Raw genomic sequence first — 20,836 nt, forward strand, 5'->3', positions numbered from 1 at the left:
TCCGCGTGGCCGGCGCAGCCTTCTGCCGGCCTCCCATCGACAGACGCGTGTGGCGTGCACGCCATCGCATGCACGCCACACGGACCGTCGAAAGGAAGGTCAGCCGGGAGTGACGACTACTTGAACCGGACGACCTGCGGGTCGTGGTCGCTCGCCTGGTCGGAGAACTCGGAGTTGATGTGGACGACCTCGTAGACGGGCTTCTTGATGGCGGGCGAGACCAGGATGTGGTCCAGCGTCTGCGAGTTGCCGTCGTAGACGTAGCTGTACCGCTCGTTCACCGGCAGCGTGTTGATCAGGTCGGTGAGGACACCGCCCGAGGTCAGCGTGGTCAGCGGCTTGGAGTACTGGTAGTCGTTCAGGTCGCCGAGGACGACGATCTCGGCCTTCGAGTCCTTGGCGAGGAGGCTGGAGACGAAGGCGTTGACTTCCTTGGCCTGGTTCGTGCGCTGGGTCTCGGAGCCGAGCGTCGGCGGCTGGAGCGCGCCGTGCACCGGCCGGTCTCCGCCCTTGGAGTTGAAGTGGTTGCCGATGACGAAGATCTGCTGCCCGTTCTGGCGGAAGACGAACTCGCCGACCAGCGGCTTGCGGCTGCTGTTCCACGCGCCGGAGGTCGGGTTGATCCTGCCCGGCGAGACCGAGAGCTTCACGCCCTTGCCGCCGTCGGTGACGGCCTGGACCGCCGTGGTGGAGTCGCCGCCCGGCCGGTCCACGAAGCTGACGCGCTGGGGGTTGAAGAGGAATACGATACGAATGTTGCCGCCCGGCTGACCGCCGTCCGCGTCATTGACCGGGTCGATGGAGCGCCACTCGTACGCCGGGCCTCCGGCCGCCTTGATCGCGTCGGTGAACTTGGCGATGGTCCTGTCGGCCGCGACCGTGCCGTCGTCCGTGGCACCGCTGTTGTCCTGGATCTCCTCCAGGCTCACGATGTCCGGGGTGGCAAGGTTCTTGACGACGCCCTGGGCCAGCCGGTCGAACTTGCTCTGCGAGTCGGCCGGGGCGAGGTTCTCGACGTTGTACGTGGCGACGGAGACCTCGTTCGACTTGCCCTTCTGCGCCACCTGGGGGGTGATGCCGCCGGACGTGACCGTCCCGAGCGTGGTCGCCTGGATGTTGTAGCCACCGTAGTTGGAGTAGTCCACGGGACCCGCGGTCGTGCCGGTGAGCATGTCGCCGACGTCGGCCTTGAGCTTGTCACCGGTCAGCGAGGTGACCAGCAGACGCCCGGAGTTGGCGTTGTCGTAGCCGGTGAGGACGGTGCCGCCGCGCGGGGTCGCGTTCTGCTCGGGCTTGGTGGTGATCCACGTCTCGTTGTAGGCGTTGGTGGCACCCACCACACGCGAGTCGCCGATCTGCACCAGCATGCCCTCGTGGGCTTCCAGCCAGTCCAACGCATAGGTGTCGGGCTGGAGTTCCAGGGACTCAATGCTGCCCCCCTGGGCCTGCGGCGCGTAGGCGTCGGGCAGCGTCGAGGCGTCGATGACCTCCGGCTGCGGCAGCGCGTTGCCGGAGGACAGCACGACGGCCTTCGGGCCGGTCAGTTCGGTGACGGACTGCGATCCGCTGCTCTGACCACCGGGGTAGTACTCGCTCACCTTGCCCGAGACCAGGACCGAGTCGCCGACCTTGACCTGCGGGGTGGCGGAGCCCGTGAAGACGAAGACGCCCTCGCTGGTGGCCGAGTTGTCGTCCGGTTCGGCGTCCTGGATCCAGTAGCCCTTCGAGCCGGTGCTCCGCACGCCGGTCACCACACCGGGCACATTGGTGACGGTCTTACCGTTCTGCGGCGAAATCCGGGTGGTGCCCTGGATATCGTGGATACGAAGATCACCAGGAGCGGTCTCGGTGGGCGACGGGGTGGGCGTGGGCGACGGGTTCCCGCCGTCGGCCGCGGAGTTGCGGGGGCTGGGGTCGGAGCCGGTGAAGTCGACCGAATTGTCGTCCGTGTCGATGAGGCCTGCGCCACGGGATACGGAGGTGGTGTTGCCGGCCCCGGTGGCGGGGTTGCCCTCGCGCACCACGGCGGTTCCGTACCCGACGAGGTCCTTGATGGTGCCGTCCGCCGCACAGTCGGCGGCGGTCAGACAGGTGAGCGCGGTGGTCGAGTGGACCAGCGCCACGGTACCGGTGGTCGCCGACATGCTGATGGTGCCGGTGGCGTCGGGAGTCGGCAGGGCGGTGTCACCGCCGGAGCCTTTGGCCTCCGCGACCAGATAGGTGCCACCCGCCGGGATGGCGCCCGTGAGCGGGGTGACCTGCCACTTGGTGCTGGTGGTGGGCGAGCCGCTGAGGTACTGCACGGACCATCCGCTGAGGTCGAACGATGCGGTACCGGCGTTGCCCAGCTCGATGAAGTCATGGGTCAGAGAGGCGCCGGAGTTGCCGCCGCCGCCGTAGACCTCGGAGACGACGGCGTCCGACGACGGGGCCGCCTGGGCGGTGAAGGGAAGCGCGACCAGCGACCCGGCGAGGCCGATAGGCAGCGCGATGAGGATGGCCTTGGCGCCTCGGCCGCGCAGGGCCGGGGGTATGCGTGAGGACACGTGGGGCTCTTTCTTGCGGAAGGAGGCGTGAGAAAGACGCAGTTGACAGGTGGGAGGCGTGAGGTGCCCCGGAAGTCGGCCCAAAGATACGCGCGTAGATACGCGGGCAACAAGACGCTGAACCCGTCGGTCGGCAAGCGTTTCCCAACCGTTCCCCGAAAGGACGGACCTTGAAAGCACGGTGAGCACCCTGGGCGCGTGCGGGCGCGATGCCAGTGGGGCGGTGCCCGGGGCGATTCCGGTTTCAGCGGTGCCGCACGCCGCGTCTGACGTCCTGTCGGCACTGCTCACCCGCAGGCACGACGAGGCCGGCGAGGAGCAGGCCTTCGGCGTGAGAGCAGAGGCGATACCGCCGCCACCTGCGGCGTGCCGTCGGCGAGTGCCGCACCGGGCGCCGACCACCGGGCATACGCGGCCGGAGCAGTCCCGCGCGACAGGCCTTCGTCCCCGTACGAAGGTGGAGGCATGACCGAGGAGTCCACCGCTGTGACCGCCCGGCCTCCGCCGTGGAGGCGGAGGCTTTCGGCCGGCCGGTGCCCCGCGGACTCCGGTTCCCTTTTCCGTGAGGACATTTCATGATCGAGGCCTATTCGCTCACCAAGCGCTACGGAGAGCGCACCGCCGTCGACGACCTCAGCTTCACCGTGCGCCCCGGCACCGTGACCGGGTTCCTCGGGCCGAACGGGGCCGGGAAGTCCACCACGATGCGGATGCTCCTCGGGCTGGACGCGCCCACGTCGGGCCGGGCCGTGGTGAACGGGAAGAGCTACGCCGAGCACCGGGCACCGCTGCACGAGGTCGGGGCGATGCTGGAGGCGCGGACCATCCACACCGGGCGCAGCGCGTACAACCACCTGCTGGCGCTCGCCGCGACGCACGGCATCTCCGCACGCCGGGTCGACGAGGTGCTCGACCTGGTCGGGCTGCGCACGGTGGCGCGGAAGCGGGTCGGCGGTTTCTCGATGGGCATGGGGCAGCGGCTGGGCATCGCCAGTGCGCTGCTGGGCGACCCGGCGACGGTGATCCTCGACGAGCCCGTCAACGGCCTGGATCCGGAGGGGATCCTGTGGATCCGCAATCTGCTCAAGGGGCTCGCCGCCGAGGGGCGGACGGTCCTGGTGTCGTCGCACCTGATGTCGGAGATGGCGCTGACCGCCGGGCATCTGATCGTGATCGGGCGGGGGCGGCTCATCGCGGACACGTCGGTGGCGGAGTTCACCGCGCAGGCCGCGGGGGACGTGGTGCGGGTGCGCACCGACGAGGCGGAGAAGCTGCGCGCTCTGCTGGCCGGGCCGGAGGTATGCGTCTGCGCGCAGGAGTCGGGCGTGCTGTCGGTGACCGGGCTCAGCAGTGACCGGATCGGGCAGATCGCGGCCGACCACGGTGTGGCGCTGGCCGAACTGACGCCGCAGCAGGCGTCGTTGGAGGAGGCGTTCATGGAACTGACCCGGGACGCCGTGGAGTACCAGGCACCGGCGGCACAGCTCGTCGGCGCAGGCGGGGAAGGACGCGCGACATGACGACGGCAACGGTGATTCCCGAGGCGGAGCGGCGCGAGGTCACACAGCTACGAGTGATCCACTCCGAGTGGATCAAGCTGCGGTCGCTGCGCTCGACGCTCTGCACACTGCTCGCCGCGGTCGTCGTGATGATCGGTCTGGGCTTCCTCTTCAGCTACTTCACCGCCGACCGCTGGTCGCAGCTGCCGCCGGAGCAGCGGCTGGGCTTCGAGCCGGCGCTCGTCAGTCTGCGTGGCTTCTACCTGGCCCAGCTGGCCGTCGGTGTCCTGGGTGTGCTGGTGGTCAGCGGCGAGTACGCCACCGGTATGATCCGCGCCTCGCTGTCCGTGGTACCGCGCCGTCTTCCTGTGCTGTGGGCCAAGGCCCTGGTGTACGCGGCGGTGGCGTGGGCGCTGATGACGGCCGCCTCGCTGACCGCGTTCCTGGTGGGGCAGGCGGCGCTGTCCCGCCACCACTTGGAAACCTCGCTCGGTGCCCCGGGCGTGCTGCGCGCGGTGCTCGGCGCCGGTCTGTATCTGACGGTCGTGGGCCTGATCGGGGTGGCGCTCGGCGCGCTGATCCGCAACACCGCGGGCGGGATCGCCACGCTCTTCGGTCTGCTGCTGGTGCTTCCGGTGCTCGCCGAGGCGCTGCCGTCGTCCTGGTTCGACGCGATCGACGAGTATCTGCCGAGCACGGCAGGGCAGGGCCTGGTCCAGATCCACCAGCAGCCGCACACGCTGGCCCCGTGGACGGGGTTCGCGGTGTTCTGTCTCTACGCGCTGGTGGCCCTGGCCGGGGCCGGGGTGGCACTCAAGCGACGGGATGCCTGATGGCGGCTTTGGGCCGAGGTGCCGCCCTGTCGCGGGCTGCGGCCTGGCACCCGCACGACGTGCAGATCCACCCGGACATCGCCGACCATCCGGCTCGGGCCGCCACCGGCCGCTGAGCGCCCGGCGGCGGCGTGGCGTCGTCACACGGCCAGCAGCCCGCGCCCCAGCCAGTCCGAGGAGTCCTTCGCACCGGGCAGGGCGAAGAAGTACCCGCCGCCGGTCGGAGAGATGTAGTCGACGAGTGGCTCGTCGATGAGACGGGTCTGCGTGGCCTCGAACTGGCGCTGCACATCCTGCTGATAGGAGCAGAAGACGAGGCCCATGTCGAGGTTGCCGACCTTGTCGACGCCCCGGTCGTAGTTGTAGCCCCGGCGCAGGATGCGCGAGTTGTCGGTCCCGGCGGTGCGCGGGTTCGCGAGACGGATGTGGGCGTCCAGGGGGATGGCCGTGCCGTGCGGGTCCTTGGCGTAGTTGGGGACGTCGCTCTCCTTGGCGCCGTCCAGCGGCGCGCCGGTGTCCTTGCGGCGGCCGAACATCTTCTGCTGCTCGGTCAGCGAGACCCGGTCCCAGAACTCGACGAGCATGCGGATGATCCGGATGACCTGGTAGCTGCCGCCGGCCGCCCAGGCGGGCTCGCCCTGTCCCTCGCCCACCCAGACCAGCCGGTTCATCTCACGGGCCGAGGCCACGTCGGGGTTGGCCGTGCCGTCCTTGAAGCCGAGCAGATTGCGCTGGGCGCCAGAGGGGCGGGGCGCGTTCTGGAAGCCGTCGACGCGCCACTTGATCTGCATGGCACCGCGGGTGTGCCGGGCTATGTCGCGCAGCGCGTGCAGCACGGTGTCCTGGCGGGCGGCGCAGATCTGCAGCGACAGGTCGCCGTGGCACTCGGCCGCTTGGAGATTGTCGTTGGGGAACGTGCGCATCGGGGTGAGCCGGCGCGGCTTGGCCTTGGCGAGGCCGTACCGGTCGTCGAAGAGGGAGGCGCCTACGCCGACCGTGACGGTGAGTTCGTCGGCGGGGACGACGGGTCCGAGGATGCCGTTGTCGGAGGGCGGGGCGCCGACGCCCAGGTCCTCGGGGGTGCCGCCGGCCGTGAGGAAGCGGGCCCGCTCGGTGATGGTGCGCAGCAGGTCGGCGAGTTCCTTGCGGTTCTCGGCAATGACGTGGAAGGAGACGAAGCCGGCCGCGGCCGGGGCGGGATTGATGATGCCCGCCTGGTGGACGCCGTGGAAAGGGACCTTCGCGGCGTCGGTGGTGTCCGCTGCCTGGGCCTGGGTGGTGCCGGTCTGGCTGAGGGCGAAGCCGCCGCCGGCGAGGACGGCGCCCGCGGCCCCGGCGCCCAGGGCCGTCTTCACGAAGGAGCGGCGGCCGGCACCGGCGGGACAGCCGCCCTCGGGGGCGGACGTTTCGGCGGACGGCATGCGGTGGTTCCCTTCGGTGCGTGTGGTCTCGGGGCGCGGTGCGGGCATCAGGCGGACTTCCGGATCTCCAGCAGGTCCGGAATGGGGGCGAGGTCTTCGAGGAGCTGTCCGGTCGCCCCGTTCAGCTGGGCGCGGCTGGTCTCGTCCAGCCGGTCCACGGGCGTCCAGGAGCCGCCCCGGTGGGCGGCGTCGAGCAGCTTCTGCAGCCGGGCGACGTCGGCGTCGACCGTGGTCGGCAGCTGCGGGGCGCGGGTGGTCAGCAGCGGCTTCAGCAGGGTGAGGAGTTCCCGCGTGCCGGTCAGGTTGGCGTCCGCGGTGGCCAGTTCGGTGCCACTGCCCTGGTCGGCGTCACCGGTCAGTTCGAACTGGAGGGTGTTCTCCAGAATCTCGTGGGCGCGCAGCGGCAGGTCGCCGGGGTTGAAGTCCTGGGTGGGGAAGGCCTTCCGCAGGCCTGCGGCGGCATCAGCGAGCTGTTGGGCGGGGGCCTTGAGTTCTTCGGCGGACTGTCCGTGCCACAGGCCGTGCTCGATGCGGTGGAAGCCGGTGAAGTCCTTGTCGTTCACGCCGCCGGGGAGACCGTCCGGGCGGCCGTTGATCTTCTTGTCGAAGTCCTCGAAGGTGCCGTAGGCGGCGCCGAGCGAGGAGTACGTGCGGTGCGCGGTCAGCCAGTCCTTGCGGGCGGCGTCGAGGTGGTCGCCGGCGATGTCGTCGTTGAGCTTGCGGGTCTGGGTGACGAGGGTGGCCAGACCCCCGTCGACGTACGCCTTGTATGCCTTCAGGGGCGCGTCGAGGTCGCTCTCGGAGACCGGGGCGACCGCCTTGGCGCCGCTGCCGCCGGTGCTGCCGCTGACGGTGACCGCCCTGGAGGTGACGGCCTTGCCGCCGGTGGGCACGCAGCGCCAGGCGTAGGTGCCGCCGTCGATCGTGGCGACCAGGTCGCGGGTGGTGCCGGGGGCCAGGCCCTCGATCTCGCCGTAGACCGCATTGGTGGCCGGGTCCACGAGGTACACCTCGGAGGTCTTGTCGCCGGTGTTGTGCATCTGGAAGTTCTGCCGTCCCTGCTTCGGCGCGGTGAACCCCTTGCCGCACTCGGTCTCCGAGACGGCCACGGTCTGGTCACCGACGTGCTTGGACCCGTTGAGGGCGACGATCAGCCCGGCGAGAACGGACGGCACGGCGACGACGGCGGCCGGAACCACCCAGGCGGGACGGCGGCGCGCGGCGGGCTTCGGCTCCTGCGCCTCGGCGGTCGGGGCGTTGTGCGCCTTGGCGGTCGCGGGGCGAGGGCCACGCACACCACGCACGAACAGGGTCATCACCACGGCCAGGTACGCGACATAGGCGACCACCTGCAGCCACGTCATCGTCGGCGTCAGGTTGAACACACCCTGGATCAGGGTGCTGTACCAGGAGCCGGCGTCGATGCTGCCGCTGAGGTCGACGGCGTATGCGCTCTTGCCGGGCAAGACCCCGCCCTCTTGCAGATCGCGCAGGCCGTAGCCGAGGACGCCGGCGGCGATCACGATGAGGACGACTCCGGTCGCCGTGAAGAACTTCGTCAGGTTGATCTTCAGGACGCGGCGGTAGAGGCCCCAGCACAGGCCCGCCGCGAGGACGAGGCCGATACCGGCGCCGACCATCGGGCCCGCGGATTCACCGGCCGCGCGGGCCGTGGTCCACAGGAACAGGGCTGTCTCCAGTCCCTCGCGGCCCACCGCGAGGAAGGAGGTGACGATCAGCATGCCCGCACCCATCGCGAGCGCGCCGGTGACCTTCTCCTTGATCTCACTGGAGAGGCTGCGGGCCGAGCGGCGCATCCAGAACACCATCGCGGTGACGAACGCGACGGAGATCACGCTGAGCGTGCCGCCGAAGGCCTCCTGCGCGGTGGCGGACAGGGATGCGGCGGTGAAGGTGAGGACCGCGCCGAAGCTCATGGCGAGCGCGATCGCGGCCAGGACACCCGTCCACACCTGCGGAAGCCGGGATTTGGCACCGGCCCTGACGAGGGTCGCAATCAGGATGGAAACGATGAGTCCGCCTTCGAGCCCTTCCCTCAGTCCGATGAGAAAGCTCGGAAACGCGTCATCCCACATGCGGCCCTCCTTGGCACGCCCCCCGCCGACGATCGCGCAGGTTAGCGAAGGCATACCTTACTAGTGCCGAACCATCATGACGACACAAGTGCATTCGATTACCCAAGAGACGGTAATGAGGTGGAAAAAGCACGCGGTCGGGGGCAGAGCGGGCACCCGCTGCACCGCCCAGGCGATGCTTGCCAAGGCAGTGCCCTTCCGAGAGCCAGGCCGCGACACCGGCCCGATGTCGTACGGCGGCGGATCGGCCGGGACTCGGTCCCTGCCGTCACTCTGCTGCCGGCCCGCCTTGCGATGATGGCGCCCGAAGATCCAGCCGGACCGCCTCCGGCAGAATGTGAAGAGGCAGGAGAACAGCACATGACCGTCATCCGTGGAACGTCCGTGGACATCCCCACCCAGGACGGCACGGCCGATGCCTACCTGGCCTACCCGGACGACCGCAGCCCCCACCCCGGGGTTCTGCTCTACATGGACGCATTCGGGCTCCGCCCGCACTTGAAGGGGATGGCCGACCGCCTCGCCGAGAACGGCTACACGGTCCTCGTGCCCAATGTCCTCTACCGCCATGGGCGGGCACCCGTGGTCGAACTCCCCGAGTTCATCGACACCGAGCGCCCGGAGCTCTTCCAGCAGATCACGCCCCTCATCCGGTCGCTGACGCCGGAGGTGGCGGACCGTGACGCCGACGCCTATCTGCACTGGCTCACCAACTGCCCCCAGGTCGCCGACGGGCCGGTAGGCGTCACCGGATACTGCATGGGCGCCCGGCTGGCCCTGCGCACCGCCGGTTCCCACCCGGAGCAGGTCGCCGCCGTGGCCGGCTTCCATGGCGGGCGTCTGGCGACCGACACCCCCGACAGCCCGCATCTGGTGGCCGACCGGATCACCGCGGAGGTGTACTTCGGCCACGCCGACCAGGACCCCTCGATGCCGCCCGAGCAGATCGAACGGCTCGACAGGGCGCTCACGGAGGCGGGCGTCCGCCACCGCAGCGAGGTCTACCCCGGCGCATCCCACGGCTTCACCCAGGGCGACACCTCCAATTACCACCACGAGGGGGCGGAACGCCACTGGACGGAGTTGCTGGCCCTCCTGGACCGCAACCTTCGGGGCGCGGACCGCGCCGTGTGAGTCCACGGGCCGCGGATGTCTCCCCGGCCTGCGCGAAACCGGGCGCCGGGGAAGCATCGACCCGGCGCCCGGTGCCGGACGCGTCTCACCGACGCGCCCGTTGTCCGTCAGGCCGGCGGTACGACAGCTACCGGGCAGGGAGCATGGTGCAGCAGCGCGTGCGCCACCGAGCCGATGCGCGGCCCCACGGCGCGGGCGGCATGCCGTCCCACCACCACGAGCTGGGCGTGGGCGGCCGCGGAGAGCAGTACCTGGCCGGCGCTGCCCATCTCCACATGCTCGGTCACCGGCACGTCGGGAAAGCGTTCCCGCCAGGGTCGCAGCGCCTCGTCGAGCGCCTTCCTCTCGTACGGCTCCAGACCGCCGGCCTCCTCGAGCAGCTTCATCGAGGCAGGGCTGTAGGCGAAGACGGGCGGCAGGCTCCAGGCCCGGACGACGCGTACGGCCGCTCCCCGGGCCGCCGCCGTGGCGAACGCGAACCCGAGCGCGGACGCGCCGTCCTCCGGCTCCCCGTGCTGGCCGACGACGATCTCACGGCCCGCCGCCTCGGCGGTGGCGAGGTCGTCCGAGCGGACCAGCACCACGGGCCGGGCGGACTCGGCGATCACCTGCCGGCCCACGGAGCCGAGCAGGAAGCCGACGACCGCGCCGTGCCCGCGCGAGCCCAGCACCAGCAGCTCGGCGTCGGCCGCCGCGGCGACCAGCGTTCCCACGGGGGCGCCCTCCACCGCTTCGGCGGTCACGGTCAGCTGCGGGTGCCGCTCGGTGATCGTGCGCCGCATCCCGTCCACGATCTCCCGCGCCCAGCCGGCCTGGGCGTCGCGGTCGGCGGCAGGGGCGATGTCGTACGACTGCCACTGCCAGGCGTACACGATCCTCAGCGGCAAGGACCGGCGCACCGCCTCCCGGCCCGCCCACGCCGCCGCGGCGGCGCTTTCCGGTGATCCGTCGACTCCCACGGTGATCGGGCGGGTCATACGGCTGCCTTCCTGTCCGGGTTCCGGTGGCCTCACGCCTACCGATACGGGTGCGCACCACATTACGAGGCGAAGCGGGTGGATCGAACATACGATGGGCGGGACGCCGATGACTTCGGGGTGGGAGACCTTATGGCACAGGCTGCGGATGCGGCTGCGGCTGCGCGGACCGTCATCCTCACCGTGGACGACGACCCAGGGGTGTCACGTGCCGTGGCACGCGACCTGCGCCGCCGCTACGGCGAGTCGTACCGCATCGTGCGTGCCGAGTCCGGTGAGAGCGCGCTGGAGGCGCTGCGCGAACTGAAGCTGCGCGGGGACCTGGTGGCCGTCATCGTGGCCGACTACCGGATGCCGCAGATGAACGGCATCGAGTTCCTCGAGCAGGCCCTGGACGTCTATCCGGGTGCACGGCGGGTGCTGCTGACCGCGTACGCGGACACCAACGCGGCCATCGACGCGATCAACGTCATCGACCTCGACCACTACCTCCTCAAGCCGTGGGACCCGCCCGAGGAGAAGCTCTACCCGGTCCTGGACGATCTGTTGGAGGCGTGGCGGACCTCCGACTACAAGCCGGTCCCCGTCACCAAGGTGGTCGGGCACCGCTGGTCGGCGCGGTCGTCGGGGGTCCGGGAGTTCCTCGCCCGCAACCAGGTGCCCTACCGCTGGTACTCGGTCGACACACCGGAGGGGCGGCGGCTGCTGGCGGCGGCCGGGCAGGACGGTGAGCGGCTGCCGCTCGTCGTCACCCCCGACGGCACACCGCTGGTGGAGCCCGACGATCCGGACCTGGCGACACATGTGGGGCTGGCGACGACGCCGACGGCACAGTTCTACGACCTCGTCGTGATCGGTGGCGGGCCCGCAGGGCTCGGGGCCGCCGTGTACGGGGCGTCCGAGGGACTGCGGACCCTGCTGGTGGAGCGGTCCGCAACGGGCGGGCAGGCCGGGCAGAGTTCCCGGATCGAGAACTACCTGGGCTTCCCTGACGGCGTGTCGGGCGTGCAGCTGACCGACCGGGCACGCCGGCAGGCGACGAAGTTCGGTGCCGAGATCCTCACCGCGCGGGAGGTCTCCGGTCTGGAGGTCAACGGCTCCGCGCGGGTCGTGAGGTTCTCGGACGGAACCGCGGTCGCCGCGCACAGCGTGATCCTGGCCACCGGCGTGTCCTACCGGCAGCTTCAGGCCCCGGGCCTGGAGGAGCTGACGGGGTGCGGGGTCTTCTACGGCTCGGCGCTCACCGAGGCGCCGGCCTGTTCGGGGCAGGACGTGTACATCGTGGGCGGCGCCAACTCCGCGGGCCAGGCGGCGATGTACCTGTCCCGGGGCGCCAAGTCGGTCACCCTGCTGGTCCGGGGCGCCTCGCTGTCGGCGTCGATGTCGCACTATCTGATCCAGCAGGTCACGGAGGCGCCGAACATCACCGTGCGCACGTCCACCGTCGTGGAGGCCGCGCACGGCTCGGGCCACCTGGAGCAGCTGACGCTCAAGGACATGGTGACCGGGCACACCGAACTCGTCGACGCGCAGTGGCTGTTCGTGTTCATCGGGGCGGCCCCGCTCACGGACTGGCTGGAGGGGACCGTGCTGCGCGACGAGCACGGGTTCATCATGGCCGGTCCGGACATGACCAGCGACGGGCAGCCGCCGCCGGGCTGGGAGCTGGACCGGCCCCCGTACCACCTGGAGACCAACGTCCCCGGTGTGTTCGTGGCGGGCGACGCGCGCAGCGAATCCGCCAAACGGGTCGCCTCCGCCGTGGGCGAGGGGGCCATGGCGGTGATGCTCGCCCACCGTTATCTGGAGCAGTCATGAACCCACAGCGTGGGGAGCAGTCGTGAGCGGCCGGCCGATGCCGTGCGACAGGGCGGAGCTGAGCACGCTCTTCCTGTTCGAGAAGCTGGACCAGGAGCAGTTGGAACGGCTTTGCGGGGAAGGACGGGTGGAGCTCTTCGAGCCCGGCCCGGTGTACACCGAGGGCGAGCCCGCCACCTGTTTCTTCGTCCTCCTCAACGGCACGGTGGTGCTCTCGCGCCGAGTCGGCACCGACGACGTGGAGATCTCCCGGACGTCGCAGCGCGGCGTGTACGCCGGTGCCTTCCAGGCGTATCTCGGGGACCGGGCGCGGGCGTCGCAGTACAACGGTTCGATGCGGGTCACCGAACCCTCGCGGTTCTTCGTCCTGCCCGCGGAGAGCTTCGCCGCGATCATGCGGGACTGGTTCCCTATGGCGGTGCATCTGCTGGAGGGGCTGTTCTTCGGTACCAAGAACACCCAGCAGGTCATCAATCAGCGGGAACGTCTGCTGGCGCTCGGTTCCCTGTCCGCGGGTCTCACCCACGAGCTCAACAACCCGGCCGCCGCTGCCGTGTCGGCCACCTCGGCACTGCGCGAGCGGGTCGCCGGGATGCGGCACAAGCTGGGCCTGATCGCCGCCGGACGGTACGAGCCGGAGACACTGTTGACCCTGGTCGGCATCCAGGAGCGGACGGCCGAACAGGTCGCCAAGGCCACGCCGCTCAGCCCGCTGGAGGCGTCCGACCGCGAGGACGCGCTCGCCGACTGGCTCGACGACCACGGCATCCAGGACGGCTGGCAGGTGGCACCGACCTTCGTGCAGGCCGGGCTCAGCACCGACTGGCTGGACCAGATCGCGGCGGCCGTCGACACCCGGACCCTCGAAAGCGCGATCCGCTGGCTCGGCTACACGGTCGAGACCGAGCTGCTCATGAACGAGATCGAGGACTCCACGACCCGGGTCTCCACCCTCGTCGACGCAGCCCGGCAGTACTCCCAACTCGACCGCGCGCCCTACCGGATCGCCGATGTGCACGAACTCCTCGACAGCACCCTGCTGATGCTCTCGGGGAAGATCGGCCGGCGGATCACCGTGGTCAAGGAGTACGACCGCACCCTGCCGGCCGTTCCCGCCTATCCCGCCGAGCTGAACCAGGTGTGGACGAACCTCATCGACAACGCGGTGTCGGCGATGGACGACGCGGGCGGGGAGGGCACATTGACCGTGCGGACGGCGCTCGACCGCGACCAGGTCCTGGTCGAGTTCCGCGACACGGGCCCGGGGGTGCCACCGGAGATCCGTGACCGTATCTTCGAACCGTTCTTCACCACCAAGCCGGTGGGCCAGGGCACCGGGCTGGGCCTGGACATCTCCTGGCGCATCGTCGTCAACAAGCACCACGGCAGCCTGGAGGTCCACTCGTCGCCGGGCGACACGCGATTCCAGGTACGGCTGCCACTGACCGCCGAGGAGTCCGAGGTCATCGAGCCGGACTCCGCCGCGCGGCCGAATTCCGAGACAGCAGCGGAGGCGACATGACCACAGCGAACGGAATCGACCCCAGCGTCCCGCCGAGCGGCACGGGCTGTGTGGAGTGCGACGAGGGAGGCGGCTGGTGGTTCCATCTGCGGCGGTGCGCGCAGTGCGGGCACATCGGCTGCTGCGACGACTCGCCCGCCCGGCATGCCACCGCCCACTACCGCGCCACCGGTCATCCGGTGATCCGCAGTTTCGAGCCGGGCGAGGGCTGGTTCTGGAACTACGTCACCTCCGAGCTGGACGAGTCCGGGCCCGACCTCGCTCCCCCGCTCAGCCATCCCGCCGACCAGCCCGCTCCGGGACCGACGGGCCGGGTGCCGGCGAACTGGGAGGAGACGCTGCGCTAGCGTGATGCGCCGGCAGGGCCCGCCGGTTCACCGTCGCGGCGCACGGGGCCTGGATCACGCCGAGGCGCCGGCCCTGATCGGGGCTCACCTCGGGTGACCCGGCCCCGCCCGGTCACGAAGGACTCACCGCCGGGCGAGCGAGTGCGGCGTCGGCTCCTCGAGATCGCTCTCCGGTTCCTTGCGGCTCATGGCACTCGGCCACCACATCCGGCGACCGATGTCGTACGTCAGGGCGGTGACGAGGACGGAGCGCACCACGAAGGTGTCGAGGAGTACGCCGAATGCGACCGCGAAGCCGATTTCCGCCGCGAAGACCAGTGGCAGCGTCGTGAGCGCGGCGAAGGTTCCGGCGAGTACGACGCCCGCGGATGTGATCACGCCGCCGGTGGCGTGCAGACCGCGCAGCGATCCGCGCCGGGTGCCGTGCGCCTTGGATTCCTCGCGCACCCGGGTCATCAGGAAGATGTTGTAGTCGACTCCCAAGGCGATGAGGAAGACGAAGATCCACAGGGGGATCGCAGGGGAGGTTCCGGCGAACCCGAAGACATGCTTGAAGGTCAGGGCGCTCACACCGAGCGCCGCCGCGAACGACAGCACGACCGTGGCGAGCAGAACCAGCGGTGCGACGACGGCACGCAGCAGCAGGCCGATGATGAGGCCCACGACGACCAGGACGAGCGGGACCAGCAGATTCCGGTCACTCTCGCCGGCCCTCTTGTAGTCGAGGTTGATCGCGCTGCCTCCACCGACCTTGGCCTCCGCGCCTGGGACGGCGTGCGCCGCGTCACGCACCCGATCGATGGTCGCGAACGCCGCCTCGCTGTTCGATTCGGCCTTCAGCGTGCCTTCCAGGTAGACGCGGCCGTCCTTCACCACCGGCGCGCTGACGTCCGCGATCCCGGGCGTGGCGGCCACGGCGGACCGTAGCGGTTCAGCCGCGCCGGCGGAGCCGATGATCTGGACGGGATCGCCGCCGCCCGCCGGGAAGTGCAGGGCCATCGCCCGCTCACCGGAGACGGCTTCGGGCGTGCCGGTGAAGGAGTCCTTCAGCTGCATGTTGTCCGCCTTGAACCCGATCAGGCCGAGCGCCAGCACACCGAGCACGACCGAGGTACCGATCCAGGTGATGCGCGGCCGACGGACCACTGCGCGCCCGACCCGCGTCCACGTGCCACGTACCGCCGGCTCCGGGGAGCCGAACGCCGGCCGGACCGGCCAGAACAGCCAGCGCCCGAAGATGACGAGAAGAGCCGGAAACAGTGTGGTCATCGCGAGCAGAGCGCTCGCGACGCCAATGGCCATCGAGGGCCCCAGGCTCTTGGTCGAGTTGAGCTCGGCCAAGAGGAAGCACATCAGGCTCAGGACCAGCGTCGCGCCGCTGGCGACGATGGCCGACCCGGCGTGCCGCAGGGCGACCGCCATCGCCTCATGTCGATCCTCGTGGCGGCGTAGTTCTTCGCGGTAGCGGGCGATGAGTAGCAGGGCATAGTCGGTACCCGCGCCGAAGACGAGCACGGTGAGCACGAACCCGGTGTCCGCGCCGACCGTCAGGCCCCCATACCGGGCGAAGAGGTAGATCGCCGCCTGGGCGACGACCAACGCCAGGCCCACGCAGATCAGCGGGACGATCCACAGCACCGGGCTGCGATAGGTGAACAGCAGGATGATGACGACGATCGCGATCGTGAGGTAGAGCAGCGCCTTGTCGGTGCCCGAGAACGCGTCGGCCTGGTCCGCGGAGTAGCCCGCGGGTCCGGTGACATGCGTGGTGAGGCCGGAATGGGAGTGGACGACCGACCGGATCTCCTTGACGGCGGACGCGGTCTCGTCCGAGCCCGACTGCCCGCCTGACAGGCTCTTGATGGGGACGACGAGCTGGATCGCCCGGCCGTCCTTCGAAACCACCGGACCCACGATGGGCGTGGTCACGTGCGCAATCTGCGTGAAGCGCCGGGAGTCCGCCGCGGCCACCGCCTTGTCGTCCGCGGTGACGGCGCCATTGGCGCGCTCGTAGATGACGACCGCCGAGCTGACTTCCGGCGTGAACTTCTTCGCCAGTGTGACGGCCTGGGTCGACTCGGCGTTCTTCGGCAGGAACGTGAAGCTGTCGTTCTGCTGGACGCTGGTGAACTTGCCGCTGAACACGCTGGCGACCGCCAGCAGGCCGATCCAGAACGCGAGGACGACCCATTTCGCCCTCCGGCCGGCCGGAACTGCTAATACTCGCATGGAAACTCCGTTGAAGGGTTCGGACAAGTCGGGTGCCGACTGCCTCGGGAAGGTTGACGTTCATGTGCCGCAGCGTGCCGATCCGTCCTGTCAGGCCCGGCACAGATCCCTGTTGGATCGCCCCTCAGCCCTGCTTGCTGTAGAGGCGGAGCGTGATCGGGGCGAACACGAGGGTGATGGCGGCGGTCGCGGTCAGGGACCAGGCGACCGTGCCGCCGGCGCCGCCGGTGTCATTCATCAGGTCCCGGGCCGCGGTCGCGACGTGGCTGAGCGGATTGGCGTCGGCGAAGGCCTGGAGCCAGCCGGGCATGGTGCTGGGCTGGACGAAGATGTTGCTGGCGAACGAGAGCGGGATCAGCGCGGCGTTGGCGATGCTGATGACGACGGCCGGGCTGTGGATAACCAGGGCGACCGCGGCCCACAGCAGGGACAGCGAGAGCCCGAAGGCGACGACCAGGGCGATCGCGGCGAGCACGCCCGGCGTGCCGCCGTCGGGGCGGTAGCCCATGGTCAGGCCGAGGACCACCACGATGGCAGAGGCGAACAGGTAGCGGGCGGTATCGCTGAGCAGGCCACCGAGCACGGAGGCGCCGCGCCAGATCGGCAGGCCGCGGAGGCGGTCGAAGGCTCCGCTCTGCACGTCCTGGGCGAGACGTGCACCGCCGTACATGGTGACGATGGCGATGCTCATGGTGAGCACGCCGGGCAGGAGGATCTTGAGGTAGTCGCCGGTCGAACCGCTGATGGCGCCACCGAAAAGGCAGGGGAACAGCACGGTGAACAGGATCGGGATGGCGGCCGAGTCCACGAGCTGCTTGGGGTCGTGCTTGATCTTGAGCATGGCGCGCCTGCCGAAGGCGGCCGAGGCGGCGAGTGCGCCGACACGGCGGCGTAATCGTCCCCCGGCGAGCAGGACGTCGATCGGGTCGGCCTCCGCCGCGGCGGGGCGCGTGGGGGCGGCAGGGGTACTCATGCGTTCAGGTCCTCGTGGTCGATGGTGGCCGGACCGGCCCGGTGGCCGGTCAGGGCGAGGAAGGCCTCGTCCAGGCTGGGCCGGCCGAGGGAGAGATCGGCGATGCCCACCCCGGCGTCGGTGAGCCGGCTCATGGCGCGCCCGACCATCCGGCCCACGTCCGTCCCGCCTGGATCGGATGCCACCTCCGCGCGGTAGATGGCATCCGACTGGCCGGGCGCCGGAACCAGCTACGCGCTCTGGGTCAGCAGACCGGCGTCGATGACCTCAGCGATAAGGGTGGCGCCGCGGCTGTTCTGGTGGATGTGGTCGGTCGTGAGCACGAGACCTCGCCGCCGCGAGATCGTGTCGAGGCTGCGGCGCAGCACTGCGTGCTGGACGAGGACGCCGACGACCGCTGCGGGCGTCACCTCCCGGTATGAAATCGGCGGCGGGTCCGCTTGGCGCAGTTCCTCGATCTGGCGTTCGTGGAGCGGAAGGTAGGCCACCTCGTTGGTGGCGGCGACCTCGGCGATCATCCGGCTGTACGCCTGCGATGCCTGTGCCGCTGCTCCGTCGAGTTGTTGGCCGAGTACCGGTAGCGACAGCAGACCGATCGTCGCGTCGGTCTCCGCTCGCAGCCTTGTGACGACGGCTTCCAGGCACTGTTGGAACCAGCCTGCCGACGGGCGATCGGGGAGCTGTTTGCGCTTCATGGCCTGCTCGACGGGGTAGCCGGCAAGGCTCGCTCGGGCGTCGTTGGTCCCGATCAACACGGTGATCACATCGGGTGGGTTCGTGACGACAGCATCGAGGCGCTGCAAGAGGTTGTAGGCGAAGTCGCCGTTGGCGCCGAAACGGGCAAGCTGCACGTCACCGGGAGGGTGGCGTCGTCCGAGAAGATCCAGGTAGTCGACGCTGAACTGCGCGCGGGTGAGGCTGTCGCCGAGGCACGCGATGCGTGTCGTCACGGCGCTTCCTCCGGGCTGGGCGTGCCGACGCGTTCGGTCGGGCGGGTGTCGGTCCGAGGACGGTGGTCGGTGCCGAGGGTCGCAGTGATGGCCAGGATGGACGTCGGCCCCTCCATGTCGACCACGTGCCATACCCCGGCCGGGTTGATGGTGGCCTCGCCCGGTCCGAGCAGAACGCGGTCGGGCAGCCCGTCCACGTCGCGGGTGACCGTCACGGACCCGGTGAGGCAAACGACCAGTTCGTCGCCTGCAGGGTGGCTCTCCCAATGGTCGCCGAGCCCGTCGCCGTCGAAGATCATCACCATCCGGCCCTCGGCGCCGTCTGCCGCGACTGCGGCGCTGTAGGCCTGGAGCACCTCCGGGTCCCAGGTGAAGCCCTCGACGGGTTTCGCTCTCGATCCCAGTCCGAGGTGCACGGGGGTGGTCCGCAGGTCCATGGCATTGCGTTCGTGGTTGACGAGTCTCATGCCGACGATCGTCCACGACAGCGATTGGGCAGTCTTGAAGAAAAGGGAAGAGAAGCCGGCGCGACGGGCAGACGGTTGGCGGCTACCCGGCTCCGAGGAGGACTTCGCTGCGACGCCAGGCCGTCGGCGATCGGCCCGTGAACTCGCGCCAGTCCCGAACGAGATGGGCCTGGTCGGCGTAGCCAGAGACGGTTGCCACATCGCCCCACGGGAGCGGGTCCTGCGCCGCCGCAAGTTCGTGCGCGTGCTCGAAGCGCAAGACTCGGGCGAAGGTCTTCGGCGACAGGCCCACCTCACCGCGAAACCGCTCGGTGAGGTACCGACGGCTCCAGCCGAGTTCCGCGGCGACCGCACCAACCTGGACGCAACCCCGCGCGGCGACGAGGCGGCGCCACGCCTCGGCTACCTCGGGGCGCACCCAGCGCACATGGTCGCCGCAGGCGCCACGGCCGACAGCTCGGAGGAGCAATTCGTCCAGCGCGGTGAACCGCGCCGCCCATGTTGTCGCCGATCGGAGCCGGTCGACCAGCTCGACGGCAAGCGCTCCGAGAAGCTCGTCAAGTGGGACCAGTCGGTGGGCGAGCTCGGCGGCGGGCATGCCGTAGATGGCCCGGGCCCCGAGCGGTGTCAGCGATACCTGAACACCTTGCTGGCGTCCGTCGTGGTGAATCGCGACGGACCGGCACATCAGACCGCCGGCCACGCTGCCGAATCGGGTGACCGGTGACCCGTCGTCAACGCCCGCCGCCACCTCCAAAGGATCTGACAGGCTGATCACCGCAGTGAGCGCGCGGCTCGGCGGGCCGCAGTGCACCCCCGTCGGGAGCCCGCGGAGGTCGAAGCCGACATACGAGTCGACGTACTCCCGCAAGACGGGCGCCGGACGTGCACCGATCCCGGTGGCCGTGTGGTCCTCCATTTTCGTCAGTGTACGAGCCGCCCAGCCCAGGAAGGTCACCATCCAAGGACTGATCACCGCCGTTTGCTGCTGGTGACGCGGTTCTACCGGCACCCCGTCACACAGCGCTACATGTCCGTTGGCCATAGCTATACGAGAACAGGGCCGAGGAGTGCGCCACCGCCGCGGCCAAGTCCCCGGGAGCCGCCGCGCTGATCGCGGACGGCAACGGCGAGTACCGCGGGACCTACCGGCGCATCCTCGACGCCGGCCACCCCGTCCTGACCGTCCCCGACACCGACCCGGGCACCGTCGCCGAGCAGCTGCGCGCCAACCTGGACCAGGCCCACGAGCACCGCCAGCGCCAGGCCGGACAGACGCTCAGCCTGGCCGCCGGCGCCTGACCTCGCACAGCACCAACGAGAAGCGGCGCCCGAAGCCATAAGGGGTGGCTTCGGGCGCCGCGTCGACTGCAAGCCCCGTGCTCACACGAGGAGGCTCGCGGTCGTCAAGCGGCCTGACCGAGTCCGGCGGCGGTCAGGTCCTGTTCGCGCAGCGGTGTGAAGTCGACGTCGAGTTTCGGGTCGTACGCGTCGGGCTGGATGCCGAGTTCGTGGGTGCTGTACTCGCCGAACCGGTTGATGTGCTCGGTCAGGTACGGCGAGATGTGCGCCAGGTCTTCCGGGTCGATCTCCCAGCCCTCCTCCAGCAGCTGGCGGACGATCTCCGCGATGTCCAGGGCGTTGTGGAAGGTCACCGCGTTCGTGAGCAGCGCGTTGAACTTCATCGCCTTCTCCTGCTCGATGGGGTCGTTGTCGGCGATGACGCCGCGGTTGCCGAAGCCGAGCCACTGGGAGAACCGGTTGAACGACTCCACCTTGTTGGTTGCCGCCGTCACCCGCCGGCGCAGCGGCGCGTCGGAGAGGTAGCGCAACAGCTGGACGGTGCGGATCACGCGGCCGACCTCGCGGAAGGCCGCGTAGGTGGCGTTCTTCCTCGACCCCGACCGCAGCCGCTTGAGCAGCGTGGAGGAGGAGATGGTGCCCTCGCGTACGGAGACGGCCACGCGCGGTGGCGGAGCTCCGGAGACTGGAACGCGGGCGGGTACGGATAGGCGTACGGGTAC

The 20,836-nt window shown here is 70.0% G+C and carries 17 protein-coding genes; 6 read left to right on the top strand and 11 right to left on the bottom strand.

Annotated features, from left to right (window positions below; genetic code table 11):
* Positions 1 to 116: 116 nt before the first annotated feature.
* Positions 117 to 2,546, bottom strand: coding sequence for a lamin tail domain-containing protein (locus tag BIV24_RS10800; RefSeq protein WP_107459344.1), 2,430 nt, complete (start codon positions 2,544 to 2,546; stop codon positions 117 to 119).
* A 575-nt stretch (positions 2,547 to 3,121) separates the two neighbouring features.
* Here BIV24_RS10800 and BIV24_RS10805 point away from each other — a divergent pair.
* A complete protein-coding gene (locus BIV24_RS10805; RefSeq protein WP_071366008.1) occupies positions 3,122 to 4,066 on the top strand; it encodes an ATP-binding cassette domain-containing protein in 945 nt (314 codons plus the stop codon).
* Positions 4,063 to 4,878, top strand: a complete 816-nt coding sequence (locus BIV24_RS10810) for an ABC transporter permease (protein WP_071366009.1) — start codon at positions 4,063 to 4,065, stop codon at positions 4,876 to 4,878. Before BIV24_RS10805 ends, BIV24_RS10810 begins: the two co-directional genes overlap by 4 nt.
* Before the next feature lie 140 nt (positions 4,879 to 5,018).
* On the opposite strand, the gene efeB is transcribed toward BIV24_RS10810, so the two are convergent.
* Together efeB and efeU are read right to left on the bottom strand one after the other, a co-directional pair.
* On the bottom strand, positions 5,019 to 6,299 hold the full coding sequence (efeB, locus tag BIV24_RS10815) for an iron uptake transporter deferrochelatase/peroxidase subunit (protein ID WP_071366042.1): 1,281 nt from the start codon (positions 6,297 to 6,299) through the stop codon (positions 5,019 to 5,021).
* A gap of 47 nt (positions 6,300 to 6,346) precedes the next feature.
* Positions 6,347 to 8,395 (bottom strand): iron uptake transporter permease EfeU, encoded by a 2,049-nt coding sequence (gene efeU, locus BIV24_RS10820; protein WP_071366010.1) that lies wholly within the window; start codon positions 8,393 to 8,395, stop codon positions 6,347 to 6,349.
* A gap of 360 nt (positions 8,396 to 8,755) precedes the next feature.
* Between efeU and BIV24_RS10830 the strand changes: the two genes are divergently transcribed.
* Complete coding sequence (locus BIV24_RS10830; RefSeq protein ID WP_071366012.1) at positions 8,756 to 9,529, top strand: dienelactone hydrolase family protein; 774 nt, start codon at positions 8,756 to 8,758, stop codon at positions 9,527 to 9,529.
* Between the two features lie 107 nt (positions 9,530 to 9,636).
* Here BIV24_RS10830 and BIV24_RS10835 read toward each other — a convergent pair whose 3' ends face one another.
* Complete coding sequence (locus tag BIV24_RS10835) at positions 9,637 to 10,506, bottom strand: universal stress protein (protein ID WP_071366013.1); 870 nt, start codon at positions 10,504 to 10,506, stop codon at positions 9,637 to 9,639.
* 132 nt (positions 10,507 to 10,638) lie between these two features.
* Here BIV24_RS10835 and BIV24_RS10840 point away from each other — a divergent pair, with 132 nt between their 5' ends.
* From BIV24_RS10840 to BIV24_RS10850, 3 genes are read left to right on the top strand one after another with little or no spacing between them, the layout of a single operon-like run.
* Positions 10,639 to 12,324 carry an NAD(P)/FAD-dependent oxidoreductase gene (locus BIV24_RS10840; RefSeq protein WP_071366014.1) on the top strand — a complete coding sequence of 562 codons (1,686 nt, stop codon included), beginning with the start codon at positions 10,639 to 10,641 and terminating at the stop codon, positions 12,322 to 12,324.
* A 22-nt stretch (positions 12,325 to 12,346) separates the two neighbouring features.
* Complete coding sequence (locus tag BIV24_RS10845) at positions 12,347 to 13,846, top strand: ATP-binding protein (RefSeq protein ID WP_071366015.1); 1,500 nt, start codon at positions 12,347 to 12,349, stop codon at positions 13,844 to 13,846.
* The gene (locus tag BIV24_RS10850) at positions 13,843 to 14,193 is read left to right on the top strand and encodes a UBP-type zinc finger domain-containing protein (protein WP_071366016.1); all 351 of its coding nucleotides are present in this window, start codon (positions 13,843 to 13,845) and stop codon (positions 14,191 to 14,193) included. Before BIV24_RS10845 ends, BIV24_RS10850 begins: the two co-directional genes overlap by 4 nt.
* A gap of 123 nt (positions 14,194 to 14,316) precedes the next feature.
* Here BIV24_RS10850 and BIV24_RS10855 read toward each other — a convergent pair whose 3' ends face one another.
* The 7 genes from BIV24_RS10855 to BIV24_RS10885 form a co-directional block, all read right to left on the bottom strand.
* A complete protein-coding gene (locus BIV24_RS10855) occupies positions 14,317 to 16,422 on the bottom strand; it encodes an MMPL family transporter (RefSeq protein ID WP_071366017.1) in 2,106 nt (701 codons plus the stop codon).
* A gap of 124 nt (positions 16,423 to 16,546) precedes the next feature.
* Entirely contained in the window at positions 16,547 to 17,395 is an 849-nt protein-coding gene (locus BIV24_RS10860; protein ID WP_071366018.1) for an ABC transporter permease, read from the bottom strand.
* Positions 17,392 to 17,580 (bottom strand): hypothetical protein, encoded by a 189-nt coding sequence (locus BIV24_RS33840; RefSeq protein WP_143064589.1) that lies wholly within the window; start codon positions 17,578 to 17,580, stop codon positions 17,392 to 17,394. Before BIV24_RS33840 ends, BIV24_RS10860 begins: the two co-directional genes overlap by 4 nt.
* A 45-nt stretch (positions 17,581 to 17,625) precedes the next feature.
* A complete protein-coding gene (locus BIV24_RS10865; protein WP_071366019.1) occupies positions 17,626 to 18,345 on the bottom strand; it encodes an SGNH/GDSL hydrolase family protein in 720 nt (239 codons plus the stop codon).
* Positions 18,342 to 18,812 carry a cupin domain-containing protein gene (locus BIV24_RS10870; RefSeq protein WP_071366020.1) on the bottom strand — a complete coding sequence of 157 codons (471 nt, stop codon included), beginning with the start codon at positions 18,810 to 18,812 and terminating at the stop codon, positions 18,342 to 18,344. Before BIV24_RS10870 ends, BIV24_RS10865 begins: the two co-directional genes overlap by 4 nt.
* A gap of 82 nt (positions 18,813 to 18,894) precedes the next feature.
* Complete coding sequence (locus BIV24_RS10875; RefSeq protein ID WP_071366043.1) at positions 18,895 to 19,731, bottom strand: helix-turn-helix domain-containing protein; 837 nt, start codon at positions 19,729 to 19,731, stop codon at positions 18,895 to 18,897.
* Between the two features lie 487 nt (positions 19,732 to 20,218).
* Positions 20,219 to 20,836 (bottom strand): Tn3 family transposase (locus BIV24_RS10885; protein WP_143064590.1); only part of this gene is annotated, 618 nt, incomplete at its 5' end.

The sequence above is a fragment of the Streptomyces colonosanans genome (assembly GCF_001866645.1).
In the GTDB taxonomy this organism is placed as follows: Bacteria; Actinomycetota; Actinomycetes; order Streptomycetales; family Streptomycetaceae; genus Streptomyces; species Streptomyces colonosanans.